At 52.8% G+C, this 26,841-nt stretch carries 28 protein-coding genes; 21 read left to right on the top strand and 7 right to left on the bottom strand.

Annotated features, from left to right (window positions below; genetic code table 11):
• The first annotated feature begins 21 nt into the window (after positions 1-21).
• From HV037_RS08280 to hisP, 14 genes are all read left to right on the top strand, one after another.
• Entirely contained in the window at positions 22-1,035 is a 1,014-nt protein-coding gene (locus HV037_RS08280; RefSeq protein WP_016157051.1) for an aspartate-semialdehyde dehydrogenase, read from the top strand.
• Complete coding sequence (truA, locus tag HV037_RS08285; RefSeq protein ID WP_016157050.1) at positions 1,035-1,847, top strand: tRNA pseudouridine(38-40) synthase TruA; 813 nt, start codon at positions 1,035-1,037, stop codon at positions 1,845-1,847. Before HV037_RS08280 ends, truA begins: the two co-directional genes overlap by 1 nt.
• 24 nt (positions 1,848-1,871) lie before the next feature.
• Positions 1,872-2,531, top strand: coding sequence for a DedA family protein (locus HV037_RS08290; RefSeq protein WP_016153860.1), 660 nt, complete (start codon positions 1,872-1,874; stop codon positions 2,529-2,531).
• Positions 2,532-2,680: 149 nt separating this feature from the next.
• Positions 2,681-3,595 carry an acetyl-CoA carboxylase, carboxyltransferase subunit beta gene (accD, locus tag HV037_RS08295; protein ID WP_016153859.1) on the top strand — a complete coding sequence of 305 codons (915 nt, stop codon included), beginning with the start codon at positions 2,681-2,683 and terminating at the stop codon, positions 3,593-3,595.
• Positions 3,596-3,787: 192 nt separating this feature from the next.
• The gene (gene folC, locus HV037_RS08300; RefSeq protein WP_103284046.1) at positions 3,788-5,056 is read left to right on the top strand and encodes a bifunctional tetrahydrofolate synthase/dihydrofolate synthase; all 1,269 of its coding nucleotides are present in this window, start codon (positions 3,788-3,790) and stop codon (positions 5,054-5,056) included.
• Positions 5,046-5,708, top strand: coding sequence for a cell division protein DedD (dedD, locus tag HV037_RS08305; RefSeq protein WP_016153857.1), 663 nt, complete (start codon positions 5,046-5,048; stop codon positions 5,706-5,708). The genes folC and dedD overlap by 11 nt, the downstream gene beginning before the upstream one ends.
• 221 nt (positions 5,709-5,929) lie before the next feature.
• Entirely contained in the window at positions 5,930-6,418 is a 489-nt protein-coding gene (gene cvpA, locus HV037_RS08310; protein WP_005129678.1) for a colicin V production protein, read from the top strand.
• Positions 6,419-6,451: 33 nt separating this feature from the next.
• Complete coding sequence (purF, locus tag HV037_RS08315; protein ID WP_005129677.1) at positions 6,452-7,969, top strand: amidophosphoribosyltransferase; 1,518 nt, start codon at positions 6,452-6,454, stop codon at positions 7,967-7,969.
• Positions 7,970-8,064: 95 nt separating this feature from the next.
• Entirely contained in the window at positions 8,065-8,634 is a 570-nt protein-coding gene (locus HV037_RS08320; protein ID WP_019077299.1) for a UbiX family flavin prenyltransferase, read from the top strand.
• 288 nt (positions 8,635-8,922) lie between these two features.
• Positions 8,923-9,705 (top strand): lysine/arginine/ornithine ABC transporter substrate-binding protein ArgT, encoded by a 783-nt coding sequence (gene argT, locus HV037_RS08325; protein ID WP_006683634.1) that lies wholly within the window; start codon positions 8,923-8,925, stop codon positions 9,703-9,705.
• A gap of 247 nt (positions 9,706-9,952) precedes the next feature.
• Positions 9,953-10,735: a histidine ABC transporter substrate-binding protein HisJ gene (gene hisJ, locus HV037_RS08330; RefSeq protein ID WP_003028120.1), complete on the top strand. Its 783-nt coding sequence runs from the start codon at positions 9,953-9,955 to the stop codon at positions 10,733-10,735.
• Positions 10,736-10,921: 186 nt separating this feature from the next.
• A complete protein-coding gene (locus HV037_RS08335; protein WP_016153853.1) occupies positions 10,922-11,608 on the top strand; it encodes a histidine ABC transporter permease HisQ in 687 nt (228 codons plus the stop codon).
• Positions 11,605-12,312 (top strand): histidine ABC transporter permease HisM, encoded by a 708-nt coding sequence (gene hisM, locus HV037_RS08340; RefSeq protein WP_003028116.1) that lies wholly within the window; start codon positions 11,605-11,607, stop codon positions 12,310-12,312. Before HV037_RS08335 ends, hisM begins: the two co-directional genes overlap by 4 nt.
• Positions 12,313-12,325: 13 nt before the next feature.
• On the top strand, positions 12,326-13,099 hold the full coding sequence (hisP, locus tag HV037_RS08345; protein WP_016157047.1) for a histidine ABC transporter ATP-binding protein HisP: 774 nt from the start codon (positions 12,326-12,328) through the stop codon (positions 13,097-13,099).
• 18 nt (positions 13,100-13,117) lie between these two features.
• Here the strand turns inward: hisP and HV037_RS08350 are convergent, their stop codons facing one another.
• The 4 genes from HV037_RS08350 to yfcG all read right to left on the bottom strand — a co-directional run bounded on the left by HV037_RS08350 (position 13,118) and on the right by yfcG (position 15,686).
• On the bottom strand, positions 13,118-13,648 hold the full coding sequence (locus HV037_RS08350) for a GNAT family N-acetyltransferase (RefSeq protein WP_016157046.1): 531 nt from the start codon (positions 13,646-13,648) through the stop codon (positions 13,118-13,120).
• A 71-nt stretch (positions 13,649-13,719) separates the two neighbouring features.
• Positions 13,720-14,613: a TIGR01777 family oxidoreductase gene (locus tag HV037_RS08355; protein ID WP_016153850.1), complete on the bottom strand. Its 894-nt coding sequence runs from the start codon at positions 14,611-14,613 to the stop codon at positions 13,720-13,722.
• Between the two features lie 20 nt (positions 14,614-14,633).
• Complete coding sequence (folX, locus tag HV037_RS08360; RefSeq protein WP_016157045.1) at positions 14,634-14,996, bottom strand: dihydroneopterin triphosphate 2'-epimerase; 363 nt, start codon at positions 14,994-14,996, stop codon at positions 14,634-14,636.
• Between the two features lie 54 nt (positions 14,997-15,050).
• Complete coding sequence (gene yfcG, locus HV037_RS08365) at positions 15,051-15,686, bottom strand: GSH-dependent disulfide bond oxidoreductase (RefSeq protein WP_016153848.1); 636 nt, start codon at positions 15,684-15,686, stop codon at positions 15,051-15,053.
• A gap of 134 nt (positions 15,687-15,820) precedes the next feature.
• On the opposite strand from yfcG, the gene yfcF reads away from it, so the two are divergent.
• Genes yfcF through yfcD form a run of 3 tightly spaced genes read left to right on the top strand, consistent with a single transcriptional unit; the run spans position 15,821 to position 17,683 of the window.
• Entirely contained in the window at positions 15,821-16,465 is a 645-nt protein-coding gene (yfcF, locus tag HV037_RS08370; RefSeq protein WP_016153847.1) for a glutathione transferase, read from the top strand.
• Positions 16,466-16,520: 55 nt separating this feature from the next.
• A complete protein-coding gene (yfcE, locus tag HV037_RS08375; RefSeq protein ID WP_016153846.1) occupies positions 16,521-17,072 on the top strand; it encodes a phosphodiesterase in 552 nt (183 codons plus the stop codon).
• A 56-nt stretch (positions 17,073-17,128) separates the two neighbouring features.
• Positions 17,129-17,683 (top strand): NUDIX hydrolase YfcD, encoded by a 555-nt coding sequence (gene yfcD / locus HV037_RS08380; protein WP_006683645.1) that lies wholly within the window; start codon positions 17,129-17,131, stop codon positions 17,681-17,683.
• Between the two features lie 56 nt (positions 17,684-17,739).
• Here the strand turns inward: yfcD and yfcC are convergent, their stop codons facing one another.
• The 3 genes from yfcC to ackA form a co-directional block, all read right to left on the bottom strand.
• Positions 17,740-19,260, bottom strand: coding sequence for a putative basic amino acid antiporter YfcC (gene yfcC / locus HV037_RS08385; protein WP_016157044.1), 1,521 nt, complete (start codon positions 19,258-19,260; stop codon positions 17,740-17,742).
• Between the two features lie 200 nt (positions 19,261-19,460).
• Entirely contained in the window at positions 19,461-21,605 is a 2,145-nt protein-coding gene (gene pta, locus HV037_RS08390; protein WP_016153844.1) for a phosphate acetyltransferase, read from the bottom strand.
• A gap of 75 nt (positions 21,606-21,680) precedes the next feature.
• Positions 21,681-22,883 carry an acetate kinase gene (gene ackA / locus HV037_RS08395; protein WP_016153843.1) on the bottom strand — a complete coding sequence of 401 codons (1,203 nt, stop codon included), beginning with the start codon at positions 22,881-22,883 and terminating at the stop codon, positions 21,681-21,683.
• 339 nt (positions 22,884-23,222) lie between these two features.
• Between ackA and yfbV the strand changes: the two genes are divergently transcribed.
• The 4 genes from yfbV (at position 23,223) to HV037_RS08415 (ending at position 26,836) form a co-directional block, all read left to right on the top strand.
• Positions 23,223-23,678 carry a terminus macrodomain insulation protein YfbV gene (yfbV, locus tag HV037_RS08400; RefSeq protein ID WP_016153842.1) on the top strand — a complete coding sequence of 152 codons (456 nt, stop codon included), beginning with the start codon at positions 23,223-23,225 and terminating at the stop codon, positions 23,676-23,678.
• A gap of 83 nt (positions 23,679-23,761) precedes the next feature.
• The gene (locus tag HV037_RS08405) at positions 23,762-24,256 is read left to right on the top strand and encodes a YfbU family protein (protein ID WP_016153841.1); all 495 of its coding nucleotides are present in this window, start codon (positions 23,762-23,764) and stop codon (positions 24,254-24,256) included.
• Positions 24,249-24,926 carry a sugar phosphatase gene (locus HV037_RS08410; RefSeq protein ID WP_085951065.1) on the top strand — a complete coding sequence of 226 codons (678 nt, stop codon included), beginning with the start codon at positions 24,249-24,251 and terminating at the stop codon, positions 24,924-24,926. The genes HV037_RS08405 and HV037_RS08410 overlap by 8 nt, the downstream gene beginning before the upstream one ends.
• 77 nt (positions 24,927-25,003) lie before the next feature.
• Complete coding sequence (locus HV037_RS08415) at positions 25,004-26,836, top strand: SLC13 family permease (protein ID WP_016157043.1); 1,833 nt, start codon at positions 25,004-25,006, stop codon at positions 26,834-26,836.
• The last annotated feature ends 5 nt before the right edge of the window (positions 26,837-26,841 follow it).

Below are 26,841 nucleotides of genomic sequence, written 5' to 3' on the forward strand. Positions count from 1 at the left end.
GTATTTCTGGAGTAAATCACCATGTCTGAAGGCTGGAATATTGCCATTCTGGGCGCAACGGGCGCCGTAGGCGAAGCCCTGCTCGATACGCTGGCTGAACGCCAGTTCCCGGTCGGTGAAATTTATGCGCTGGCGCGTAATGAAAGCGCGGGTGAGCATCTGCGTTTTAACGGTAAATCGGTCCTTGTTCAGGACGTTGTAGACTTTGACTGGACGCAGGCGCAACTGGCATTTTTTGTTGCGGGCGCTGAAGCCACCGCCGCATGGGTGGAAGAAGCGACCAATGCCGGTTGCCTGGTTATCGATAGTAGTGGCCTGTTCGCGCTTGAGCCGGACGTTCCGCTGGTGGTTCCGGACGTTAACCCGTTCGTACTGGCGGATTACCGCAACCGCAATGTGATTGCGGTCCCTTCCAGCCTGACCAGCCAACTGCTGTCTGCGCTGAAGCCGCTAATTGATGACGGCGGGCTGTCACGTATTACGGTGACCAATATTATTTCCGCTTCCGCCCACGGTAAAAAAGCCGTAGATGCGCTTGCCGGACAGAGCGCGAAACTACTGAACGGCATCCCGATTGACGATGACGATTTCTTTGGTCGTCAGCTGGCGTTCAACATGCTGCCGCTGCTGCCGGATCGCGAAGGTAGCGTGCGCGAAGAGCGTCGTATCGTCGATGAAGTGCGCAAAATTATGCAGGACGACGGGCTACTTATCTCCGCCAGCATCGTGCAGTCGCCGGTATTTTATGGCCACGCACAGATGGTGAATTTTGAAGCCCTGCGTCCGTTGGCGGCGGAAGAAGCACGCGATGCGTTTTCACGCGGTGAGGACGTAGTGCTGTCAGAAGAGACCTATATCCCGACGCAGGTTGGCGATGCGTCAGGTACTCCGCACCTTTCAGTTGGCTGTGTGCATAACGATTACGGGATGCCGGAACAGGTTCAGTTCTGGTCTGTGGCAGACAACGTACGCTTTGGCGGCGCGTTGATGGCAGTAAAAATTGCGGAAAAACTGGTGCAGGAGTACCTGTACTAATGTCTGACCTGCAACAGCCGTCAACCCATAAAATTGCGCTGGGCATAGAGTATGACGGCAGCAAATATTATGGCTGGCAGCGCCAGAACGAAGTGCGTAGCGTTCAGGAAAAACTGGAAAAAGCGCTCTCTCAGGTGGCGAATGAACGCATCACTGTCTTTTGTGCGGGACGCACGGATGCGGGCGTTCATGGCACAGGGCAGGTCGTGCACTTTGAAACGACTGCCCAGCGTAAAGATGCAGCCTGGACACTGGGGGTAAATGCGAATTTACCTGGTGACATTGCTGTGCGCTGGGTGAAAGCTGTACCCGATGATTTCCATGCCCGATTTAGCGCCACGGCTCGCCGTTATCGCTACATCATCTACAATCATCGGTTGCGCCCTGCGGTTTTAGGTAAAGGGGTAACCCATTACTATGAACCGCTGGACGCTGAGCGTATGCATCGTGCGGCCCAGTGTTTGATTGGCGAAAATGATTTTACTTCGTTTCGGGCGGTGCAGTGTCAGTCGCGCACACCGTGGCGTAACGTGATGCACATTAACGTTGAACGTTTTGGTGCATATGTGGTGGTGGATATTAAAGCGAATGCCTTTGTACATCATATGGTCAGGAATATTGTCGGCAGCCTGATGGAAGTAGGCGCCAACAACCAGCCGGAGAGCTGGATAGCAGAACTGCTAGCGGCGAAGGACAGAACGCTGGCAGCGGCAACGGCGAAAGCGGAAGGACTGTATCTGGTTGCAGTAGATTACCCGGAACGGTTCGACCTGCCAAAACCGCCTATGGGCCCGCTATTTCTGGCGGACTAATTTGAGTCGTATAAAGGCAAAACTATGGACCTGATTTACTTTCTTATCGATTTTATCCTGCACATTGATGTGCATCTGGCGGAGCTGGTTGCGGAATACGGTATCTGGGTATACGCGATTCTGTTTCTGATCCTGTTCTGCGAAACCGGGCTGGTGGTGACGCCGTTCCTGCCGGGAGACTCGCTGCTGTTTGTCGCTGGCGCGCTTTCTGCGCTGCCAACTAACGATCTCAATGTTCATCTGATGGTGATGTTGATGATTGTGGCGGCGATTATCGGCGATGCGGTGAACTACACGATTGGTCGTTTGTTCGGTGAAAAACTCTTCAGTAACCCGAACTCTAAAATTTTCCGTCGCAGTTACCTGGATAAAACCCATGCGTTCTACGAGCGTCATGGCGGCAAAACGATTATCCTCGCGCGTTTCGTACCTATCGTGCGTACATTTGCACCGTTTGTTGCCGGTATGGGACACATGTCCTACCGTCATTTTGCGATGTATAACGTCGCAGGCGCGCTGCTGTGGGTATTGCTGTTCACCTATGCAGGCTATCTGTTCGGCGATCTGCCGATCGTTCAGGAAAACCTGAAATTACTGATTGTGGCGATCATCGTCCTTTCCGTATTGCCGGGCATAATTGAAGTGATTCGCCATAAACGCGCTGCGTCACGGGCTGCAAAATAGAAAGTAACTCAGCGGTTCGACCACTTTTTTATCCAAAGTTTCGGGCTGTTATGTTTTAATGTGCAACATTCATGGTCTGTTAGGGGCAAAAATGGCATTATGCGCCCCTTATAACAAAGCTGACTAGGGTTCAGGCAGAAAGGTCACCAATGAGCTGGATTGAACGAATTAAAAGCAACATTACTCCCACCCGCAAGGCAAGCATTCCTGAAGGGGTGTGGACCAAGTGTGATAGCTGCGGTCAGGTTTTATACCGTGCTGAGCTGGAACGTAATCTTGAGGTCTGTCCGAAGTGTGACCATCATATGCGCATGTCGGCGCGCAATCGCCTGCATAGCCTGTTAGATGAAGGTTCTCTTGTGGAACTGGGTAGCGAGCTTGAGCCGAAAGATGTGCTGAAGTTTCGTGACTCCAAAAAGTACAAAGACAGACTGGCTTCTGCGCAGAAAGAAACTGGCGAGAAAGATGCGCTGGTGGTAATGAAAGGCACGCTGCACGGTATGCCGGTCGTTGCTGCTGCATTCGAGTTCGCGTTTATGGGCGGCTCCATGGGCTCTGTGGTCGGCGCGCGTTTTGTCCGTGCCGTTGAGCAGGCGCTGGAAGATAACTGTCCGCTGATCTGCTTCTCCGCTTCTGGCGGGGCGCGTATGCAGGAAGCGCTGATGTCTCTGATGCAGATGGCGAAAACCTCTGCTGCGCTGGCGAAAATGCAGGAACGCGGTTTACCGTATATTTCTGTACTGACCGACCCAACAATGGGCGGTGTTTCTGCTAGCTTCGCGATGCTGGGCGATCTCAACATTGCAGAACCGAAAGCACTGATCGGCTTTGCTGGTCCGCGTGTTATCGAGCAAACCGTACGTGAGAAACTGCCGCCGGGATTCCAGCGTAGCGAGTTCCTGATTGAAAAAGGCGCTATCGATATGATCGTCCGTCGTCCGGAAATGCGCCTGAAACTGGCAAGCATTCTGGCGAAGCTGATGAATCTTCCTACGCCGAATCCGGATGAGCCGCGTGAAGGCGAGGTGGTACCTCCGGTTCCCGATCAGGAATCAGAGGCCTGATAGTTTACTCTATGGGTTTCGGGTTGCAGGCAGGCGATAAGAGAGTTGATCCCGATGAGCTTACACAGGTAAGTGATTCGGGTGAGCGAGCACAGCCAACGCATCTGCAACGTGAAAAACAACGTGTAAAAAAGGGCAGGCCGGTTGGTGCTGCCCTTTTGCTTTTCTCAACGTAAAGAATCTACAGCCATCATGGACAATAAACGTATTCCTCAAGCCGCGTCGCCCCTGGCATCGTGGCTTTCTTATCTGGAAAACCTGCACAGTAAAACCATCGATCTCGGCCTGGAACGCGTAAGTCAGGTGGCGCGCAAACTGGGTGTGTTGAAACCCGCGCCATTTGTTTTTACGGTGGCGGGAACCAACGGGAAAGGCACAACCTGCCGTACGCTGGAATCTGTGCTGACCGCAGCAGGTTATAAAGTTGGCGTTTACAGTTCGCCGCATCTGGTGCGCTACACGGAACGCGTACGCGTGCAGGGGCGTGAACTGCCGGAATCAGCGCATACCGCCTCGTTTGCTGAGATTGAAGACGCGCGTGGCGACATTTCCCTGACCTACTTTGAATACGGTACCTTATCGGCGCTCTGGTTGTTTAAACAGGCCCAACTGGATGTCGTCATCCTGGAAGTTGGGTTAGGCGGTCGCCTTGACGCGACCAATATCGTGGATGCCGATGTTGCGGTGGTCACCAGCATTGCGCTTGACCATACTGACTGGCTGGGCCCGGATCGCGAAAGCATTGGTCGTGAGAAGGCGGGAATTTTCCGTGCAGAGAAACCGGCTATCGTCGGCGAGCCGGAAATGCCTTACACCATTGCCGATGTTGCGCAAGAGAGCGGGGCGATTTTGCAACGCTGCGGCGTGGACTGGCGCTATGCGGTCACGGAGAACGACTGGTCCTTTACGGACGATCACGGTACGTTGGCGCACCTGCCGTTGCCGCAGGTCCCACAACCTAACGCCGCGACCGCACTGGCAGCACTGCGCGCAAGCGGGCTTAACGTCAGCGAGCAGGCCATTCGTGACGGTATTGAACAGGCGATTTTACCGGGGCGCTTCCAGATTGTGAGCGAGTCGCCGTGGGTGATTTTTGATGTTGCCCATAACCCGCATGCGGCGGAGTATCTGACCGGCCGTCTGAAAAAATTAGTGAAAAGCGGGCGTGTACTTGCGGTTATCGGTATGCTACATGATAAAGATATTGCCGGTACGTTAGCCTGGTTAAAAAGCGTGGTTGACGCCTGGTACTGTGCGCCCCTGGAAGGGCCGCGTGGTGCTACTGCAGAACAACTGCTGGAGCATCTGGGCAAAGGCTACGCCTATGACAGCGTGGCGCAGGCATGGTCTGCGGCGCTAGCTGAGGCGAAGCCAGAAGATACCGTGTTGGTGTGTGGATCGTTTCACACTGTCGCACATGTCATGGAAGTGATAGACGTGGGGAGAAGCGGTGGCGAGTAAGTTTCAGAATCGACTAGTTGGCACAATTGTGCTGGTCGCGCTGGGGGTGATTGTGCTCCCCGGGCTGCTTGACGGGCAGAAAAAGCATTATCAGGATGAGTTTGCGGCGATCCCGCTGGTGCCGAAACCCGGCGATCGCGATGAACCAGACATGATGCCTGCAGCCACGCAGGCGCTGCCGACGCAGCCGCCGGAAGGGGCGGCTGAAGAGGTGCGCGCGGGCGATGCTGCCGCGCCATCGTTGGATCCGTCACGTTTGACGACGGCAAACAGCGCGGAGTTAGATCCTGTCCCCGCGCCTGTAGAACAGCCGAAACCCAAACCGAAGCCGCAGCCGGTTGCCGTCGCTCCGACGCCAGCACCGGCTCCAGCGCCGAAACCGGCCGCGGTGGAACCGCCAGCGCCAACCGGCAAAGCGTACGTTGTACAGCTCGGTGCGCTGAAAAATGCGGATAAGGTCAATGAGATCGTGGGTAAACTTCGTGGCGCGGGCTTCCGGGTATATACTTCCCCGTCAACGCCGGTGCAGGGTAAAATAACCCGTATTCTCGTAGGACCTGACGCCTCCAAAGATAAGCTGAAGAACTCGCTGGGCGAGCTGCAGAAGATCTCCGGTCTGAGTGGCGTAGTGATGGGGTACACCCCTAATTAAGGGATTGCGCTGTTCACGGCGCTGCTCTTAATTCAGGCCGGATAGGGTGTTTTTACCGCTATCCGGCAGTGCCCGAAGAGGCATAAAACGGTATGGCGTTGAAGATTTTTTCAGCGCCATTTTTATTTACGCGTGGAAAGGAAATCCCTACGCAAACGTTTTCTTTTTCTGTTAGAATGCGCCCCGAACAGGACGACAGGGCGTTAAATCGTGGGACACTTATGGTCTGGATTGATTACGCCATTATCGCGGTGATTGGTTTTTCCTGTCTGGTTAGCCTGATCCGTGGCTTTGTTCGTGAAGCATTATCGTTGGTGACTTGGGGTTGTGCTTTCTTTGTCGCCAGCCATTACTACACTTACCTGTCTGTCTGGTTTACGGGCTTTGAAGACGAACTCGTTCGAAATGGGATTGCTATCGCGATACTGTTTATCGCGACACTTATCGTCGGCGCTATCGTTAACTTTGTGATAGGCCAACTGGTAGAGAAAACAGGCCTGTCGGGCACTGACAGGGTGTTGGGGATCTGCTTTGGTGCTCTGCGAGGAGCGCTGATCGTCGCCGCCATACTGTTCTTTCTCGATACCTTTACCGGTCTGTCGAAAAGTGAAGACTGGAGCAAGTCGCAGCTGATCCCGCAGTTCAGTTTCATCATCAGATGGTTCTTTGACTATCTGCAAAGCTCGTCAAGTTTCTTGCCCAAAGTATAAACTTTGGGTTGTTGCTGAACGAGGAAAAGACGTATGTGCGGTATTGTCGGTATCGCCGGTGTTATGCCGGTAAACCAGTCGATTTATGACGCGTTAACGGTGCTCCAGCATCGTGGTCAGGATGCCGCAGGCATCATCACCATTGATGCCAACAACTGCTTCCGCTTGCGTAAAGCAAACGGAATGGTGAGCGATATTTTTGAAGCGCGCCATATGCAGCGTTTGCAGGGCAATATGGGCATCGGTCATGTGCGTTACCCAACGGCTGGCAGCTCCAGCGCCTCCGAAGCTCAACCTTTTTACGTCAACTCACCGTATGGCATCACGCTTGCCCATAATGGCAACCTGACCAATGCGCATGAGCTGCGTAAAAAGCTGTTTGAAGAAAAGCGCCGCCACATCAATACCACTTCAGACTCTGAAATTTTGCTGAATATTTTCGCCAGCGAGCTGGATAACTTCCGCCATTATCCGCTGGAAGCCGATAATATTTTTGCTGCTATTGCGGCAACCAACCGCCAGATCCGCGGCGCCTATGCCTGCGTGGCGATGATTATCGGCCACGGTATGGTTGCTTTCCGCGATCCTAACGGTATCCGTCCGCTGGTACTGGGTAAACGCGATATCGGGGATGGTCGTACCGAGTATATGGTGGCCTCCGAGAGCGTGGCGCTGGATACGCTGGGCTTTGAATTCCTGCGCGATGTTGCACCTGGCGAAGCGGTGTATATCACCGAAAAAGGTCAGCTGTTTACTCGCCAGTGTGCCGATAACCCGGTCAGCAATCCGTGCCTGTTTGAATACGTTTACTTCGCACGTCCTGACTCCTTTATCGACAAGATTTCCGTCTACAGCGCCCGTGTAAATATGGGGACCAAGCTTGGCGAAAAAATTGCTCGCGAGTGGGAAGATCTGGACATTGACGTGGTGATCCCGATTCCGGAAACCTCCTGCGATATCGCGCTGGAAATTGCCCGTATTCTCGGTAAGCCGTACCGTCAGGGTTTTGTGAAAAACCGCTACGTGGGCCGTACCTTTATCATGCCCGGCCAGCAGCTGCGCCGTAAATCCGTGCGCCGTAAGCTGAACGCCAACCGTGCGGAATTCCGTGATAAAAACGTGCTGCTGGTGGATGACTCCATCGTGCGCGGTACCACCTCGGAACAGATTATCGAGATGGCGCGTGAAGCCGGAGCGAAGAAAGTGTATCTGGCCTCTGCGGCCCCGGAAATTCGCTTCCCGAACGTTTATGGTATCGATATGCCTACGGCGACGGAGCTGATTGCTCATGGTCGCGAAGTGGACGAGATTCGCCAGATAATCGGTGCAGACGGTCTTATCTTCCAGGATCTGAACGATCTGATTGAAGCGGTCCGCGCTGAGAACCCGGATATTCAGCAGTTTGAATGTTCAGTGTTTAACGGCGTGTACGTCACCAAAGACGTCGACCAGCAATATCTCGATTTCCTTGACTCCCTGCGTAATGACGATGCCAAAGCAATTTTGCGTCAGAACGAAGCGGAAAACCTCGAGATGCATAACGAAGGGTAATGTTCTGTTGCAGGTCAGGACACATAGAGTGGACTGACTTGCAACTGCGCATAAAAACCTGCAAAGTCAGCCCTGAAGCAAGTAAGGGCGAAAAAATGAAACGACTCATTGTAGGGATTAGCGGTGCCAGTGGCGCGATTTATGGCGTGCGCCTGCTGCAGGTTTTGCGTGACGTTACTGATGTGGAAACCCATCTGGTGATGAGTGCTGCTGCCCGACAGACGCTGGCGCTGGAAACAGACCTCTCTGTACGCGACGTGCAGGCACTGGCGAATGTAAATCACGATACGCGCGATATCGCCGCCAGTATCTCTTCCGGCTCTTTTCAGACCGCCGGAATGGTAATATTACCTTGTTCAATCAAAACGCTTTCAGGCATCGTCCACAGTTACACCGATGGGCTGCTTACCCGTGCGGCAGACGTGGTGTTGAAAGAACGCCGCCCGCTGGTGCTGTGCGTGCGTGAAACGCCCCTGCATCTGGGGCATCTGCGACTGATGACGCAGGCGGCAGAAATTGGCGCGGTGATTATGCCGCCAGTCCCGGCATTCTATCATCGCCCGCAAACGCTAGATGATGTGATTAATCAAACGGTTAACCGCGTACTCGACCAGTTTGATATCTCCCTTCCACAGGATCTGTTCACCCGCTGGCAAGGGGCGTAAAACCGTTCCATCAGCGTGCAAAGAAACATCCGTTGCCCTGTTTCAGGGCAATTTTGTAACCGCGATCATATCCTCAACATTTAATTCGTTAAAACTCAACGAAACGCTGCGGTTCAACCGTCAGACCTGCTATCTTCAAAATCAGGACATTATTGCAACGTTTTATTAACATATTTAACGTCGAATATCCTCATCGACGCGAAAATGGCATAAGACCTGCATGAAAAAGTCTGCAAACACACAACACAACGTAAAACATAATAAAATTACGCCACTTGAGGGTTATGTATGAAGAAGACGGTTCTTGCTTTGTCTTTGCTGGTAGGACTCTCCGCCACCGCGGCCAGCTACGCAGCACTTCCGCAGACGGTTCGTATTGGTACAGATACAACGTACGCACCTTTTTCCTCTAAAGATGCCAAAGGCGACTTTGTCGGCTTTGATATCGATCTGGGAAATGAGATGTGTAAGCGCATGCAGATCAAATGTACCTGGGTAGCCAGCGACTTTGATGCGCTGATCCCGTCGCTGAAAGCGAAAAAAATTGATGCCATCATCTCCTCGCTTTCAATCACTGAGAAGCGTCAGCAAGAGATTGCGTTCTCAGACAAGCTTTACGCAGCAGACTCACGTCTGATCGCCGCGAAAGGTTCCCCAATTCAACCGACTCTTGATTCCCTCAAAGGTAAACATGTTGGCGTACTGCAAGGCTCGACTCAGGAAGCCTATGCTAATGACAACTGGCGCAGCAAAGGCGTAGATGTGGTGGCCTATGCGAACCAGGACCTTATCTATTCTGACCTGACAGCGGGTCGTCTGGACGCGGCGTTGCAGGATGAAGTCGCGGCCAGCGAAGGCTTCCTGAAGCAGCCTGCCGGTAAGGACTACGCTTTTGCTGGTCCGTCGGTGAAAGATAAAAAATACTTTGGTGACGGCACCGGGATTGGCTTGCGCAAAGATGATGCAGAGCTGAAAGCTGCTTTCGATAAAGCGCTGGGCGAACTGCGCAAAGACGGCACCTACGACAAAATGGCGAGCAAGTATTTTAACTTCAATGTCTACGGCGATTAATACGCCGCAACGGGGAATGGACTGCACCATTGCGGGTAACCATTACGGTGCATAATAAATTCAGTGCACTGTTTTGGTGCTTTTGTCGCTGTCTTAATAAGCATGAGTGCATACTTAAGCGCTTTTCATGCAAATAAATACCGCCGACAGGGTAGAATGCTTTGCCTTGTCGGCCCGATTAATGGCACGATAACTGCACCTGGTCCTGTAAAGATCCCCTATAAAAGACAGTCTGTTGAGGATAATTATGAAAAAACTGGTGTTGTCTCTTTCTCTGGTCCTGGCTTTCTCCAGTGCTACCGCAGCATTTGCAGCCATTCCGCAAAAAATTCGTATCGGTACCGATCCTACTTATGCGCCGTTCGAATCGAAAAATGCACAGGGTGAATTAGTCGGTTTTGATATCGATCTGGCTAAAGAGCTGTGCAAACGTATCAATACACAATGTACCTTCGTGGAAAACCCGCTGGACGCGCTTATCCCTTCGTTAAAAGCGAAGAAAATCGATGCGATTATGTCCTCGCTTTCCATCACTGAAAAACGTCAGCAGGAAATCGCCTTTACCGACAAGCTTTATGCAGCCGACTCGCGTCTGGTTGTCGCTAAAGATTCTGCTATTCAGCCAACCATTGAGTCGCTGAAAGGTAAACGTGTTGGCGTGCTGCAGGGCACGACTCAGGAAACCTTCGGCAACGAGCACTGGGCGCCAAAAGGCATTGAAATTGTCTCTTATCAGGGGCAAGACAATATCTATTCTGACCTGACTGCCGGGCGTATTGATGCTGCATTCCAGGATGAAGTCGCGGCCAGCGAAGGCTTCCTGAAACAGCCGGTCGGTAAAGATTACAAATTCGGCGGCCCATCTGTAAAAGATGAGAAGTTATTCGGCGTAGGTACCGGTATGGGGCTGCGCAAAGATGATAACGAACTGCGCGAAGCACTGAACAAAGCCTTTGCCGAGATGCGAGCTGATGGTACTTACGAGAAGCTGGCGAAAAAGTACTTCGATTTTGATGTTTACGGCGGTTAATCACCGCAGGTGCTGATAAAGCCCGTAGATTTTTGACGTGTTGAATTTATGCCTGATGGCGCTGTGCGTATCCGGTCTACAGCGATTTTGTAGGCCGGATAAGGCAAAGTCGCCATCTCGCATTTAACAGTTTGTCTGAAATCAAAAGAGGCTTATTACTCCACCACACACGACAGGACAGGCAGCATGTTGTATGGCTTTTCAGGTGTTATTTTACAGGGCGCAATTGTTACGCTGGAGCTGGCACTTAGCTCGGTGGTACTGGCGGTTCTGATAGGCCTTGTCGGCGCGGCAGCTAAGCTGTCGCAAAGCCGGGCGCTGGCGCTTATTTTCGAAGGGTACACAACGCTTATCCGCGGCGTGCCCGATCTGGTCTTAATGCTGCTCATCTTTTACGGATTACAAATCGCGCTGAATACCCTTACCGATGCAATCGGTATCAGCCAGATTGATATCGATCCGATGGTCGCGGGTATTATTACGCTCGGGTTTATCTACGGAGCCTATTTTACCGAAACATTTCGTGGCGCATTTATGGCCGTGCCCAAAGGACATATTGAAGCCGCGACGGCATTCGGTTTTACCAGTTCACAAATATTTCGCCGCATTATGTTCCCGGCGATGATGCGCTATGCCTTACCGGGAATTGGCAACAACTGGCAGGTCATTCTTAAGGCCACGGCGCTGGTATCGTTGCTCGGCCTGGAAGACGTGGTGAAAGCCACTCAGCTTGCCGGAAAAAGTACCTGGGAGCCGTTCTATTTTGCCGTAGTGTGCGGGGTCATCTATCTGGTGTTTACCACTGTTTCTAATGGTGTGCTGCTGTACCTTGAGCGCCGCTATTCCGTGGGTGTGAAGAGGGCTGACCTGTGATTGAGATTATTCAGGAATACTGGAAGTCCCTGCTGTGGACCGACGGATATCGCTACACCGGCGTGGCTATCACCCTGTGGCTTCTGATTTCGTCGGTGGTGATGGGCGGGATACTGGCGCTGTTTTTGGCAATTGGTCGTGTTTCCAGTAATAAATTTATCCAGTTTCCCATCTGGCTGTTCACCTATATTTTTCGTGGGACGCCGCTGTACGTCCAGTTGCTGGTGTTTTATTCCGGGATGTATACGCTGGAGATAGTCAAAGGCACGGACTTCCTCAACGCGTTTTTCCGCAGTGGGCTAAATTGCACCGTGCTGGCGCTGACGCTGAATACCTGCGCCTATACCACGGAGATTTTCGCCGGGGCTATTCGTTCCGTACCCCATGGTGAGATTGAAGCCGCGCGCGCTTACGGTTTCTCGTCGTTTAAACTGTATCGCTGCATTATTTTGCCTTCCGCGCTGCGTATTGCGCTGCCGGCTTACAGCAATGAAGTTATTTTAATGCTGCACTCCACGGCGCTGGCATTTACCGCAACGGTGCCTGATTTGTTGAAAATCGCCCGCGATATCAACTCGGCAACGTATCAGCCGTTTACCGCCTTCGGTATTGCCGCTGTTCTGTATTTGATTATTTCGTATGTCCTGATCAGTCTGTTCCGTAAAGCGGAAAAACGCTGGTTGCAGCATGTATCCTCTAAATGATTCGAGTAACACGATGTCTGAAAATAAATTAAACGTTATCGATTTACATAAGCACTACGGCGAACATGAAGTGCTGAAAGGGGTATCGCTGCAGGCCAATGCGGGTGATGTTATCAGTATTATTGGCTCGTCAGGTTCCGGTAAAAGTACCTTCCTGCGCTGCATTAACTTTCTCGAGAAACCGAGCGCGGGGTCGATTGTCGTCAGTGGTCAGAACATTGGTCTGGTACGCGACAAAGACGGCCAGCTTAAGGTTGCAGACAAAAATCAGCTGCGCTTGCTGCGCACGCGACTGACGATGGTCTTTCAGCACTTTAATCTGTGGAGCCACATGACGGTGCTGGAAAACGTGATGGAAGCGCCGATCCAGGTATTGGGGCTGAGCAAGCATGAAGCTCGCGAACGTGCGGTGAAGTATCTGGCGAAAGTGGGTATTGATGAGCGCGCTCAGGGCAAATATCCGGTGCATCTGTCCGGTGGTCAGCAGCAGCGTGTCTCCATTGCTCGTGCGCTGGCGATGGAACCGGAAGTGTTACTGTTTGATGAACCCACGTCGGCGCTTGACCCGGAGCTGGTGGGCGAAGTGCTGCGCATTATGCAACAACTGGCCGAAGAGGGAAAAACCATGGTGGTCGTGACCCACGAAATGGGGTTTGCCCGTCATGTCTCCACGCACGTGATTTTCCTGCATCAAGGGAAGATTGAAGAAGAGGGCGATCCGGAGCAGGTATTTGGTAATCCGCAAAGCCCGCGTTTGCAGCAGTTCCTCAAAGGTTCGTTGAAGTAAGTCACCTGCCCGGAGGCGCTACGCTTTCCGGGCCTGGGATTTTAGCGCGTCGCACTCCAGACGATAAACCCAGTCGTCGTAGGCGATACCATCAATCTCATACGCCTTTTCCAGCACCTGCGTACGCACGAACCCCGTTTTTTCCAGAATCCGTATTGAGCCCTTATTATCCGCCAGTGCGTAAGCATTTATCGCCGTGACCGCCGCGTGCTCGAAGGCGTACTGGCACACCGCGCGTACGGCTTCGCTGGCAATACCTTTCCCCTGCGCCTGTGGCATGATGGCGTAGCCGAGGTCGGCTTCGTGCGGGTAGAGATGGCTGATTTGCAGACCAATATCGCCGAGCGGCGTCGGGTTGTTGTGCTCGCGGATGACAAAAGTGTGCTGTGCGGCAAGGCGTCTGGCGAATAACAGACGCGTATCTTTCGCCGGGGCGATGTTGCCCATATAGCGCATGACTTCAGGACATTCACGTAGTTTCTGGAAAAATGACCAGTCAGAAAACTGAAACAAAGAGAGGGTAAGTCGGGGAGTCGAAATTATCGCCATAACGTCGCCATTGCAGAAATCTGGCCTATAACCTTACCACCACAACGGCGACCGTGAATAGCGCTTAGGGGTTATCGGATGACATCCGCCAGCGCTTCTTCTAAATCGTACCAGCGAAACGCGAAACCGGACGCTTCCAGGCGTTTTGGCAACGCTCGCTGTCCGCCGAGAACCAGCACCGAAGATTCGCCCATCAGCAACCGCATTGCGGTGGCGGGAACGCGCAGAATGGCAGGGCGGTTCAGAGCGTGGCCCAGCGCGTGGGCAAACTGCTCATTGTGCACCGGGTACGGTGAAACCATATTGAAGGGACCGCGCAGATCGTTATCCAGCAGCCAGAGAATTCCGTTGACCATATCATCAATATGGATCCAGGCCATATACTGGCGTCCGTTGCCAATTGGTCCGCCTAAGCCAAGACGAAACGGCGGAACCATTTTCGCCAGAATGCCGCCAGCAGAGGCCAGTACCACGCCGGTGCGCAGCATACACACGCGGGTTTTGTCGCTTTGCGCGGTGCTGGCAATCTGCTCCCAGCGGGCGCACAGCTTATGGGTAAATTCGTTATGTGGCGGCTCTTCTTCTGTGACCACTACTTCGCCTAAATCGCCGTAGTAACCGGTAGCGGAACCGGAAATTAGCACTGCGGGCGGTGTCTCGCTGGCATTGATTAAATCGACCAGCTTCTGCGTGATGACCCAGCGGCTCTGACACAGGCGTTCCTTTTGCTGGGCACTCCAGCGCTTGTCCGCAATCGGCTCTCCGGCAAGGTTAATGACGGCATCAATGTCATTGAGATTTTGCCGCTCTTCCAGCCCTTTGGACAGCGTAACCCGGGAGTCGAGAATCTGACGAGCCTTATCAGGAGAACGGGTCACTACGGTTATCTGATGCCCCAGCTCCAGCAAGCGGGGGATCAGATGACGTCCAATCAGGCCAGTACCGCCGGTAATCAGAATCTGCATGTCGCCTCCCGGGTTATGTTTTAGCGCTGCCAGCTCAGCGTCATAGAGACTGAGTCGGCGTAACGTAATGCGTGAAGTTTATCTATCTCTACTTGAGCATAAGTGACCCAGTGATGTTCGCGTGCGATATCGAGCACATCTTGAGTTAATTTTTCTAACAATGAGAAGCGGTTACCCTCCACGTGGGCAATGATGCTCTTGGTGATAGTGCGATAATTCAGCGCGTCGTTGATATCTTCGCTGGTACGGGCTTTGTCTGCCGGATAGTGAATGGCAATGTTGATGACGACATCCTGGCGGTTAAGGATCTCCTCTTCTTTGATGCCGATAAAAGTGCGCAGACGAAGGTTTTTTATACGAATAATTGCGTCAGGTTGTGACATTGCAGGTTTCCTCCATGTATGAACCTTTGCATGATACACGAGAACCGAATCGCGTCACCGCTTCTCACTTTGTGCTTGTTGCATGGCGCGTTCCGTTGCGGGACGTGTACGGATGCGTTCATGCCAGTTGTTGACCGCCGGGTAGTTGTCGAGGTCGATGCGCTGACGCTGATGAGCATGGATCCACGGCCAGCAGGCAATGTCGGCAATGCTGTAGTGATCGCCTCCCAGCCAGGGGGACGTTTCCAGACGTTTATTCATCACGTTGTACAGGCGCTGGGTTTCAACCTGGTATCTTTCAATGGCGTAGGGAATCGTTTGTGGTGCGTAGTGGCTAAAATGATGATTCTGACCGAGCATGGGTCCGAGGCCGCTGACCTGCCAGAACAACCACTGCAGCGTAGTGTGGCGTTCACGTAACTCACCGCTCAGCAGCTTACCGCTCTTTTCTGCCAGATAGAGTAAAATTTCTCCGGACTCAAACAGGCTGATGGGCTTTCCGCCGTCTACCGGGGCACTGTCGATAATGGCCGGGATTTTATTGTTTGGTGAGATTTGCAGAAAATCAGGGTGAAACTGGCTACCTTTGCTGATATCGACATGAATCAGACGGTATTGCAGCTGCGCCTCTTCAAGAAACAGCGTGATTTTGTGACCGTTTGGCGATGGAGTGTAATAGAGATCGATCATTTTCAGCGTCCGTTTTGTCATGAACCGGGTCATAACAAGTATAGAGCCTGTTGGCGTGCGTGAGTTTTCATCAAGTGACAGTGAGAGAAAGACTCTATATTTTGAAGGCAAGCCAATACATTTCAGAGGACATTATGAGCAAATCTGCAATTACGCTGTGGTCAGATGCCAATTTTTTCTCCCCTTACGTGCTGTCTGTTTATGTCGCTCTGCAAGAGAAAGGACTGCCTTTTACGCTGAAAACCGTTGATCTCAACAGCGGCGAACACTTGCAACCTTCATGGCAAGGGTATGCGTTAACGCGGCGCGTACCGGTGCTTGAAATCGACGGTTTCGAGCTGAGCGAATCATCAGCGATAACTGAGTTCCTGGAAGAGAGCTTTGCACCACCGCAGTGGGAGCGTATCTACCCACACGATGTGCAAAAGCGCGCGCGGGCGCGCCAGGTTCAGGCGTGGATCCGCAGCGATCTGATGCCTATCCGTGAAGAACGCTCAACGGACGTAGTTTTTGCTGGCGTGAAGAAAGGTCCGTTAAGCGAAGCGGGAAAAGTCAGTGCGGAGAAATTGTTCGCCACTGCGAGCCATTTATTGAGCCACGGGAAGCAGAATTTATTTGGCGAATGGTGTATTGCCGACTGCGATTTAGCGCTAATGCTGAATCGTCTGGTCCTTAACGGCGATGAGGTTCCCGAAGCGCTTGCAGAATATGCCGCCTTCCAGTGGCAGCGCGCTTCAGTCCAGCGTTTTATCGCGCTTTCAGCGAAGCGTTCCTGCTGAAAAACGGGGCGTAATCCAGTATCATTACAAAGTACTTTTCAACGAGGAGTGAGTGATGAAACTGATGTTCGCATCGGACATTCATGGTTCGTTGCCAGCCACGGAACGCGTACTTGAACGGTTTGCCGCAAGCGGTGCGCAATGGCTGGTGATATTGGGTGATGTTTTAAACCACGGACCGCGTAATGCGCTCCCGGAAGGCTATGCGCCTGCGCAGGTTGCTGAGCGGTTGAATGCGCTGGCAGCGCGGATTATCGCGGTGCGTGGCAATTGTGACAGCGAAGTGGATCAGATGCTTCTGCATTTTCCGATGACCGCGCCGTGGCAGCAAATTCTGACAGAAAACCAGCGACTCTTTTTGACGCACGGGCATCTTTTTGGTCCGCAAAATATGCCGGCACTCAACGTGGGAGATGTGCTGGTTTATGGGCATACACATTTGCCCGTCGCTGAGCGTCAAGGGGATGTTTACCACTTCAATCCCGGCTCGGTAAGCATCCCGAAAGGGGGCTTTGCGGCAAGTTACGGGATTCTGGATGATAATGTTCTCAGCGTAATGGCACTCAATGATCAAAGTGTTATTGCACAGGTCGAGATTAATCCGTAATTTACCCCACAAACATAAACGCGCCGTAAGAGCGCAAGAAAAAAGAAGGTTTCCTGATGGTGGAACAGCGTCGTTTGGCAAGTACGGAATGGGTGGATATTGTGAATGAAGACAACGAAGTCATTGCACAATCCAGCCGGGAACAAATGCGGGCGCAACGCTTACGCCATCGTGCAACGTATATCGTCGTGCATGATGGTATGGGCAAAATTCTGGTTCAGCGTCGTACTGAGACAAAAGATTTTTTGCCCGGCATGCTGGATGCCACCGCTGGCGGTGTTGTGCAGGCTGACGAGCAACTACTGGATTCAGCGCGCCGTGAAGCGGAAGAGGAACTGGGGATTGCGGGCGTGCCGTTTGCCGAGCATGGGCAGTTTTATTTTGAAGACCAGAACTGTCGCGTATGGGGCGGGCTGTTTAGCTGTGTTTCCCACGGACCGTTTGCGCTTCAGGAAGAAGAGGTTAGTGAAGTTTGCTGGCTGACGCCGGAAGAAATTACCGCGCGCTGCGACGAATTTACGCCGGACTCACTGAAAGCCCTGGCGCTGTGGATGACCCGCAACGCTAAGAATGAAGGGGCGAAAGCCGAAAAGCAGGAAGAAGCTGAGTAAAATCTGCTCATCCGGCCTACAGCGTCGAGAAATCGTGTAGGCCGGGCAATCGTTTTTTAATGGTAACCCATTATCTGCGCGCCAATTACCACCACGCTGGACATAATAAACAGCAGTCCCAACAGCGTGGCGCCTACCTTCAGCCAGTTACGAAAATCCACCCGACACACGCCTAACGTTGCCATCAGCGATGCCGATGTAGGATAGATAATATGACTGAATCCGTCGCCAAACTGGAAGGCCAGTACGGTGACCTGACGGTTTACGCCAACCAGATCGCCTAAGGGTGCTAATAACGGCATGGTCAATGCAGCCTGACCAGAGCCGGAAGTAACGAAGAAATTAAACACTGCCTGGAACAGCAGCATAAACCACGCCGCGATGGCGTTATCCAGCCCGCTGATGCCGTTGGCAATGCTGTGCAGCAGCGTGTTCAACACGCTGGCTTCACCCGCCTCTCCATTACCGACCAGCAGTAATATGCCCTTGGCAAAACCGACCAGCAGGGCAGGGGCAATCATCATTCGTGCGCCTTCAGTGAATGAGGAGGCCATGATGTTGACCGTCATGCCGTTGAGACGAAAGACCACGCCGATGATGCCAATTACCAGGCCCATGGTGAAGAACTGACTGGCGATCTCAGGAATAAACCACGCGTTGACGATCACGCCCCAGACAACCCAAATCATTACCGCAGTCAGCACCAGCAGCACCAGCCAGTCGCCCAGCGTGAAGCGTCGTTCCACAACGTCGTCCTGCTGTTCGCGAAAGAAACGGTCGGATTCATGTACCCGGGACAAAAGCGGATTCTTTTTGATGCGCGCCGCATAGGCCAGCGTGAAGGTCAGCCCTATCAGGGTCGCAACCACCCACACAATGATACGCAGACCGGAACCAGAGAGTACCGGCACGCCCGCAATCCCCTGCGCGACGACCACGCAGAACGGGTTCATCCATGAGCTGGCGAATCCAATTTGAGTCGCAATATAGGTGACCAGAACGGTGGTGATACTGTCGTAACCTAACCGTACCATTAACGGTGCGATAATAATGGCAAAGGCGACCGCCTCTTCCCCCATGCCAAACACCGCGCCGCCTAATGAGAAGAGAACAAACAGCACCGGGATAAACAGGACTTCGTTTCCTCGCGTATGGCGGATGAGCGCCAGGATGCCGTTATCGATGGTTCCGGTACGCATAACGATGCCGAATGCGCCGCCAATCACCAGCATAAACATAATAATGCCGACGGCAGTGCCGAATTTAGAGCCGGAGGTTAACCCTTCAAACGGAAAATTCATCAGGCCAGGGCGCTCATCACCGGTGGTGAAAAACTGCACCCGGTGATACTGCTCTTCGCCCGCGTCGTTGGTCAGAATTCGAAAAGAATGGGGGTCGACCACCTTACGGGTTTTGGTTTGTCCATCAACCTGATACTGCACTTCCTGACTGTCGAACATCCCGACGGGCACAACCCATGTCGCCAGACTGGTTAAAATGGCAACGAAAAAAATAATCACCAACGTATCGGGCATCGCCCATTTTTTAGCTGGCTGTGTTTCTGTTACTGCTGACATGAAAGACTATCCCTGTTGCAATGCAAAAGAGGATAAGTATGCAAACAGGAGAATAGTTATTCATTGATGCAGCGCATCCTGGCAAATGTTTCAGAATATGCCAACGGGAAAAACAGGTATAAAAAAACCGGAAATATAAGCTATTTCCGGTTTAATAAGCAGAAGTGTTGCCGGATAAGACATCCGGCACACTCGACAGATTACTGCTGCTGTTGGGAAGACTGGATCGCGGTCAGAGCGATGGTGTAGACGATGTCGTCAACCAGTGCGCCACGAGACAGGTCGTTCACAGGCTTGCGCATACCCTGCAGCATTGGCCCGATGGAGATCAGGTCGGCAGAACGCTGTACCGCTTTGTAGGTGGTGTTACCGGTGTTCAGATCCGGGAAGATGAACACGGTAGCACGACCTGCAACCGGAGAGTTCGGCGCTTTGGATTTTGCTACGTCAGCCATAACCGCGGCGTCATACTGCAGCGGACCGTCGATCATCAGGTCAGGACGTTTTTCCTGCGCCAGACGCGTGGCTTCACGAACTTTTTCTACGTCGCTACCTGCACCAGAAGTACCGGTGGAGTAGGAGAGCATTGCTACACGCGGTTCGATACCGAAAGCAATGGCGGATTCAGCGGACTGAATCGCGATTTCTGCCAGTTGCTCTGCAGTCGGATCCGGGTTGATCGCGCAGTCGCCGTATACGTAAACCTGATCCGGCAGCAGCATGAAGAACACGGAAGACACCAGGGAACTACCCGGTGCAGTTTTGATCAGCTGCAGCGGCGGACGGATGGTGTTCGCGGTGGTATGAACTGCACCAGAAACCAGACCGTCAACGTCGTCCTGTTCCAGCATCAGGGTACCGAGAACCACGTTGTCTTCCAGCTGTTCGCGGGCAACGGTTTCGGTCATACCTTTGTTTTTACGCAGTTCGACCAGGCGAGCAACGTAGCTTTCGCGAACCACATCTGGATCAACGATTTCTACGCCAGCGCCCAGCTCAACGCCCTGAGAGGCCGCAACGCGGGTGATCTCATCCGGGTTGCCCAGCAGTACGCAGGTTGCGATACCGCGTTCAGCACAGATAGCCGCTGCTTTAACGGTACGCGGCTCGTCACCTTCCGGCAGAACAACGCGCTTGCCGGCTTTACGTGCCAGCTCGGTCAGCTGATAACGGAACGCTGGCGGAGACAGACGACGGCTGCGCTCAGAGGTCGCGGTCAGGGATTCAATCCAGTCAGCGTTGATGTAGTTAGCAACGTATTCCTGAACTTTCTCAATACGTTCGTGATCGTCAACCGGAACTTCCAGGTTGAAGCTCTGCAGGCTCAGAGAGGTCTGCCAGGTGTTGGTGTTCACCATGAATACCGGCAGGCCGGTTTCAAATGCACGTTCGCACAGTTTAGTGATACGCGCGTCCATTTCGTAGCCGCCAGTCAGCAGCAGGGCACCGATCTCCACGCCGTTCATGGCTGCCAGGCATGCTGCAACCAGCACGTCAGGACGATCGGCGGAAGTCACCAGCAGAGAACCTGCTCGGAAGTGCTCCAGCATGTGCGGAATGCTGCGTGCGCAGAAAGTCACAGACTTCACGCGACGGGTATTGATATCACCTTCGTTAACGATAGTGGCGTTCAGATGACGCGCCATATCGATTGCACGCGTTGCGATCAGATCGAAGCTCCATGGCACCGCGCCCAGAACCGGCAACGGGCTGGATTCTTGCAGTTTAGCCGGATCAACTTTGATCACTTTCGCTTTGGAAGAGTCGTCGAAAATCTCGGACAGATCCGGGCGAGTACGGCCCTGCTCATCAACCGGTGCGTTCAGTTTGTTAACGATTACGCCGGTGATGTTGGTGTTTTTCGCGCCGCCGAAGCTGCTGCGAGTCAGTTCAATACGCTCGTTCAGCTGTTCCGGGGTATCGGTACCCTGAGACATTACGAAGACGATTTCTGCGTTCAGCGTTTTCGCGATTTCGTAGTTCAGAGACTGCGCGAACTGATGTTTACGGGTTGGGACCAGGCCTTCAACCAGTACAACTTCAGCGTCTTTAGTGTTCGCGTGGTAGTTCGCGATGATCTCTTCCATCAGCACATCTTTCTGATTGCTGGACAACAGAGATTCAACGTGGCTCATCTTCAGCGGCTCAGCGGCTGGCAGAGAAGAGTTAGCACGGACGATGCTGGTAGTCTGGTCTGGCGCATCGCCACCGGCACGCGGTTGAGAGATCGGCTTGAAGACGCTCAGACGAACGCCTTTGCGTTCCATTGCGCGGATCACGCCAAGGCTGACGCTGGTCAGACCGACGCTGGTTCCGGTAGGGATCAGCATAATAATACGGGACACGGTTTATCCTCTTTCGTTACCGTCGATGTAGACGGGTTACAAAACAGCACCGCCAGCTAGGCTGGCGGTGTGAAATCAGGCAGTCAGACGGCTCGCGTCTTGCGCGATAACCAGTTCTTCGTTGGTTGGGATAACCACCGCAGGACGGGTACCTTCTTTGTTGATGAAACCAGATTTGCCGAAACGTGCGGCCAGGTTACGTTCGTGGTCAACTTCAAAGCCCAGAACGCCCAGTTTGCCCAGAGACAGTTCACGAACCATCGCTGCGTTTTCACCAATACCACCGGTGAAGACAACTGCATCCAGACGACCATCCATCAGCGCAGTGTAAGAACCGATGTATTTCGCCAGACGGTGACAGTAAACGTCCATTGCACGTTTAGCGTCTTCTTTAGTCGCGTAGTTATCTTCAACATAACGGCAGTCGCTGGTGACTTCGGTCAGACCCAGCAGGCCGGACTCTTTGGTCAGCATTTTGTTGATCTGGTCAACGCTCATGCCCAGGGTGTCGTGCAGGTGGAAGATGATCGCCGGGTCGATGTCACCGGAACGCGTACCCATCACCAGACCTTCCAGCGGGGTCAGACCCATGGAGGTATCAACACATTTACCGTTACGGATAGCAGATACAGAACCGCCGTTGCCCAGGTGGCAAGTGATGATGTTCAACTCATCAACCGGTTTGTTCAGAATTTTTGCCGCTTCCTGAGTCACGAAGAAGTGGCTGGTACCGTGCGCGCCGTAACGACGAACACCGTGTTCTTTGTACAGGCTGTATGGCAGAGCATAGAGGTAAGACTCTTCCGGCATGGTCTGATGGAACGCGGTGTCGAACACAGCCACGTTTTTGTCTTTCAGATTCGGGAAGGATTTCAGCGCTTCTGCGATACCGATCAGGTGTGCAGGGTTATGCAGCGGTGCAAAAGAGGCTGCGTCTTTGATACCCTGAATAACAGAATCGTCGATAACCACAGAGCCGGTGTATTTCTCGCCGCCGTGAACAACACGGTGACCAATCGCAGTCAGCTGAGCAGACAGTTCTGGTTTTTGTGCCAGAATAGTATTAACGATAAAATTCAGCGCTTCACTGTGAGCGGCGCCTGCACCTAAAGCCGCTTCTTGTTTACCGCCGTCCATTTTCCACTTGATACGTGCTTCTGGGAGATGGAAACATTCGGCTAAACCAGAGAGGTATTCTTCACCGTTTACTGCATCGATGATGGCAAATTTCAGTGAGGAGCTACCGCAGTTCAGAACCAGTACTAACTTACTCGACATGGAAGTACCTATTTATGATACGTGGCTAAAAAAACGTCAGGAAGTCATAGAGCGTAGCGCATGATGACACCGACGTTTATGATTAACATCATGCGCCATAGTCTTTTTGGGCACGATGGAATAAATACCTTTGAGTCTATGTCATTTTGCGTATTTTTCAGCCAATGGCATACTATGTGTCAATTTGACGACTCAATGATTTTGGACTAAAGGCCTTACAGGCCGGCACAGGATACCTGAATGTGGGTATTAAAGACAAAATGTTTTGAACGATGTCCTTTGTAGTTGTTGTTTTGCACAAATTTTTTAATTTTTATATGTGAAGTTGAGGTAACCGCCATGTCGACACCGGATAATCGTTCCGTCAATTTTTTTAGCTTGTTTCGCCGGGGGCAGCACTATGCGAAGACGTGGCCAATGGAAAAGCGCCTCGCACCTGTGTTTGTAGAGAACCGCGTGATCCGCATGACGCGTTACGCGATCCGTTTTATGCCGCCTATCGCCGTCTTCACCTTATGCTGGCAAATTGCGTTAGGGGGGCAGTTGGGACCGGCCGTGGCGACTGCGCTGTTTGCGCTCAGCCTGCCGATGCAGGGCATGTGGTGGCTGGGTAAACGTTCTGTAACGCCGCTGCCGCCTTCAATACTCAACTGGTTCTACGAAGTTCGGGGTAAATTGCAAGAAGCCGGGCAGGCGCTCACTCCGGTAGAAGGAAAGCCTGATTATCAGGCGCTGGCTGACACGCTTAAGCGCGCCTTCAAACAACTGGATAAAACTTTCCTTGATGATTTGTAATTGACCCCTGATTACGCATATAAAAGAAGGCACAAGATGCCTTCTTTTTTTTCATCGCAGTAGTAGTGATACAGGAGTCCCAAATGGAAATGACCAACGCTCAACGTCTGATTTTGTCTAATCAGTACAAAATGATGACTATGCTCGATCCCACTAACGCCGAGCGTTATCGTCGTTTGCAGACGATTATTGAACGCGGTTACGGCTTGCAGATGCGCGAGCTGGATCGTGAGTTTGGTGAGCTGACGGAAGAAACCTGTCGTACGATTATCGATATTATGGAGATGTATCACGCATTACATGTGTCCTGGACTAATCTTAAGGACGCGCAGGCTATTGATGAGCGCCGCGTGACCTTCCTTGGCTTTGACGCCGCAACGGAAGCCCGTTACCTCGGGTACGTACGTTTTATGGTTAATGTGGAAGGTCGTTATACCCACTTTGATGCGGGTACGCATGGCTTCAACGCCCAGACCCCGATGTGGGAAAAATATCAGCGTATGCTGAATGTCTGGCACTCTTGCCCGCGCCAGTATCACCTGAGTGCGAATGAAATTAACCAAATCATTAATGCCTGAGGGGGCGAGCGTGCAGTGCAAAGGTTTTCTGTTTGATCTGGATGGAACGCTGGTCGATTCCTTACCCGCAGTAGAACGCGCGTGGTGCAACTGGGCCGATCGTTTTGGCCTCGATCACGCCGAGGTGCTCGGCTTTATTCATGGCAAGCAGGCCATTACCTCCCTGCGACACTTTATGGTGGGCAAATCTGAGGCTGAGATCGCCGCGGAATTCACCCGCCTGGAGCAGATCGAAGCGACGGAAACCGCGGGGATCACAGCGCTGCCGGGAGCGGTTGATTTACTCAACCACCTCAATAAAGCGGGTATTCCATGGGCGATTGTGACCTCCGGATCCATGCCGGTCGCACGAGCGCGTCATCGTGTCGCGGGGCTGCCTGCTCCTGAAGTGTTTGTCACCGCCGAGCGGGTAAAAAGAGGCAAACCCGAGCCAGACGCCTATCTGTTAGGCGCCCAGCTTCTGGGTCTTGCGCCTCAGGAATGCGCGGTCGTGGAAGATGCGCCCGCTGGGGTGCTTTCAGGACTGGCTGCAGGGTGTCATGTGATAGCGGTCAACGCGCCTGTGGACACGCCGCGTCTGGATGAGGTCGATTTTTCGCTGACCAGTCTGGAACATATTTCTGTGACCAAACAGCCTAACGGAAATGTGGTCGTGGTAAGAAATACCTGAACATGATTTAGCCCCAGATTGTTGGGGCTTTTTTATGGCAGAATCGATCCATCCCTCTCATTTAACAAGGATATGTTGTGAACGGTGAATTGACATGGGTTCTCTCATTGCTGGCGATTGCCGTCGTCTTGTTTGTTACTGGCAGAGTGCGTATGGACGCGGTCGCTTTGCTGGTCATCATTGCCTTTGTTCTGAGCGGAACATTGAGCATCACAGAAGCCTTTTCCGGATTCAGCGATCCTAACGTTATTTTGATAGCGGCATTATTCATTATCGGCGACGGCCTGGTGCGTACTGGGGTGGCGACGGTAATGGGTGCCTGGCTGGTGAAGGTGGCTGGCAGCAGTGAAGTCAAAATGCTGGTGTTGCTGATGATTACCGTTGCCGGACTCGGGGCGTTTATGAGTTCGACCGGCGTGGTCGCCATCTTTATCCCGGTGGTCTTAAGCGTTTCCATGCGCATGGAAATTTCCCCTTCACGCTTGATGATGCCGCTGAGCTTTGCCGGCCTGATAAGCGGCATGATGACGCTGGTGGCGACGCCGCCGAACCTGGTCGTCAACAGTGAACTGTTACGTGAAGGACTTAACGGGTTCAGCTTTTTTAGCGTTACCCCGCTGGGGCTGGTGGTTCTGGTTCTCGGCATAATTTATATGCTGCTGATGCGCTTTATGCTCAAGGGAGAAGATTCCAGACAGCCGGGAGACGGCTGGAAACGCCGGACCTTTCGCGATCTGATTAAAGAATATCGCCTGACCGGGCGCGCGCGTCGGCTGGCGATTCGTCCCGGTTCTCCTATGATTGGCCAGCGTCTGGATGATCTGAAGCTGCGTGAGCGCTACGGAGCAAACGTGATTGGCGTGGAACGCTGGCGTCGCTTTCGTCGCGTAATAGTCGACGTTAACGGGGTTTCTGAGTTTCGCGCCCGTGACGTATTGCTGATTGATATGTCCGCGGCCGATGTCGACCTGCGTGAATTTTGCAGTGAACAGTTTCTGGAACCGATGGTACTACGCGGCGAATACTTCTCGGAGCAGGCGCTTGATGTGGGGATGGCCGAGATCTCTCTGATCCCTGAATCGGAATTGATCGGCAAAACGGTACGGGAAATCGCTTTTCGTACCCGCTACGGGCTGAATGTCGTTGGGCTGAAGCGCGATGGCGCGGCTCTGGCTGGAGCGGTGGTGGATGAGCCATTGCTGATGGGCGATATCATATTAGTGGTGGGCAACTGGAAGCTCATCACACTGTTGGGACAAAAAGGGCGTGATTTTGTCGTGCTGAATATGCCCGAGGAAGTCAGTGAAGCTTCTCCGGCGCACAGCCAGGCACCGCATGCGATTTTCTGTCTGGTGCTGATGGTTGCTCTGATGCTCACTGATGAAATCCCCAATACGGTGGCTGCGATCATCGCCTGTCTACTGATGGGGAAATTTCGCTGTATTGATGCCGAAAGTGCCTATAAAGCGATTCACTGGCCAAGCATTATTTTGATTGTCGGGATGATGCCCTTCGCGCTGGCTTTACAAAAAACCGGCGGTGTCGACTTGGTGGTGAAAGGGCTGATGGATGTCGGCGGCGGGTATGGCCCGTATGTGATGTTGGGCTGCCTGTTCGTGCTGTGTGCGACTATCGGGTTATTTATCTCCAACACCGCGACGGCGGTGCTGATGGCGCCAATCGCGCTTGCGGCTGCAAAGTCGATGGGCGTTTCACCGTATCCTTTTGCGATGGGGATTGCGATGGCGGCATCCGCAGCCTTTATGACTCCTGTCTCTTCCCCGGTAAACACTCTGGTGCTCGGACCTGGCAACTACAGCTTTAGCGATTTCGTGAAGATTGGCGTACCGTTTACCATCATTGTGATGGCGGTGTGCGTGGTGATGATCCCGATGCTGTTTCCGTTTTGATGTTG

The sequence above is a fragment of the Citrobacter sp. RHBSTW-00017 genome, assembly GCF_013797615.1.
Lineage (GTDB): Bacteria > Pseudomonadota > Gammaproteobacteria > Enterobacterales > Enterobacteriaceae > Citrobacter > Citrobacter braakii.

Excerpts from the sequence above, each read along its gene's own strand:
- HV037_RS08280 (WP_016157051.1), top strand. The coding sequence starts at position 22 with ATGTCTGAAGGCTGGAATATTGCCATTCTGGGCGCAACGGGCGCCGTA.
- truA (WP_016157050.1), top strand. The coding sequence starts at position 1,035 with ATGTCTGACCTGCAACAGCCGTCAACCCATAAAATTGCGCTGGGCATA.
- HV037_RS08290 (WP_016153860.1), top strand. The coding sequence starts at position 1,872 with ATGGACCTGATTTACTTTCTTATCGATTTTATCCTGCACATTGATGTG.
- accD (WP_016153859.1), top strand. The coding sequence starts at position 2,681 with ATGAGCTGGATTGAACGAATTAAAAGCAACATTACTCCCACCCGCAAG.
- folC (WP_103284046.1), top strand. The coding sequence starts at position 3,788 with ATGGACAATAAACGTATTCCTCAAGCCGCGTCGCCCCTGGCATCGTGG.
- cvpA (WP_005129678.1), top strand. The coding sequence starts at position 5,930 with ATGGTCTGGATTGATTACGCCATTATCGCGGTGATTGGTTTTTCCTGT.
- purF (WP_005129677.1), top strand. The coding sequence starts at position 6,452 with ATGTGCGGTATTGTCGGTATCGCCGGTGTTATGCCGGTAAACCAGTCG.
- HV037_RS08320 (WP_019077299.1), top strand. The coding sequence starts at position 8,065 with ATGAAACGACTCATTGTAGGGATTAGCGGTGCCAGTGGCGCGATTTAT.
- argT (WP_006683634.1), top strand. The coding sequence starts at position 8,923 with ATGAAGAAGACGGTTCTTGCTTTGTCTTTGCTGGTAGGACTCTCCGCC.
- hisJ (WP_003028120.1), top strand. The coding sequence starts at position 9,953 with ATGAAAAAACTGGTGTTGTCTCTTTCTCTGGTCCTGGCTTTCTCCAGT.
- HV037_RS08335 (WP_016153853.1), top strand. The coding sequence starts at position 10,922 with ATGTTGTATGGCTTTTCAGGTGTTATTTTACAGGGCGCAATTGTTACG.
- hisP (WP_016157047.1), top strand. The coding sequence starts at position 12,326 with ATGTCTGAAAATAAATTAAACGTTATCGATTTACATAAGCACTACGGC.
- HV037_RS08350 (WP_016157046.1), bottom strand. The coding sequence starts at position 13,648 with ATGGCGATAATTTCGACTCCCCGACTTACCCTCTCTTTGTTTCAGTTT.
- HV037_RS08355 (WP_016153850.1), bottom strand. The coding sequence starts at position 14,613 with ATGCAGATTCTGATTACCGGCGGTACTGGCCTGATTGGACGTCATCTG.
- folX (WP_016157045.1), bottom strand. The coding sequence starts at position 14,996 with ATGTCACAACCTGACGCAATTATTCGTATAAAAAACCTTCGTCTGCGC.
- yfcG (WP_016153848.1), bottom strand. The coding sequence starts at position 15,686 with ATGATCGATCTCTATTACACTCCATCGCCAAACGGTCACAAAATCACG.
- yfcF (WP_016153847.1), top strand. The coding sequence starts at position 15,821 with ATGAGCAAATCTGCAATTACGCTGTGGTCAGATGCCAATTTTTTCTCC.
- yfcE (WP_016153846.1), top strand. The coding sequence starts at position 16,521 with ATGAAACTGATGTTCGCATCGGACATTCATGGTTCGTTGCCAGCCACG.
- yfcD (WP_006683645.1), top strand. The coding sequence starts at position 17,129 with ATGGTGGAACAGCGTCGTTTGGCAAGTACGGAATGGGTGGATATTGTG.
- yfcC (WP_016157044.1), bottom strand. The coding sequence starts at position 19,260 with ATGTCAGCAGTAACAGAAACACAGCCAGCTAAAAAATGGGCGATGCCC.
- ackA (WP_016153843.1), bottom strand. The coding sequence starts at position 22,883 with ATGTCGAGTAAGTTAGTACTGGTTCTGAACTGCGGTAGCTCCTCACTG.
- yfbV (WP_016153842.1), top strand. The coding sequence starts at position 23,223 with ATGTCGACACCGGATAATCGTTCCGTCAATTTTTTTAGCTTGTTTCGC.
- HV037_RS08405 (WP_016153841.1), top strand. The coding sequence starts at position 23,762 with ATGGAAATGACCAACGCTCAACGTCTGATTTTGTCTAATCAGTACAAA.
- HV037_RS08410 (WP_085951065.1), top strand. The coding sequence starts at position 24,249 with ATGCCTGAGGGGGCGAGCGTGCAGTGCAAAGGTTTTCTGTTTGATCTG.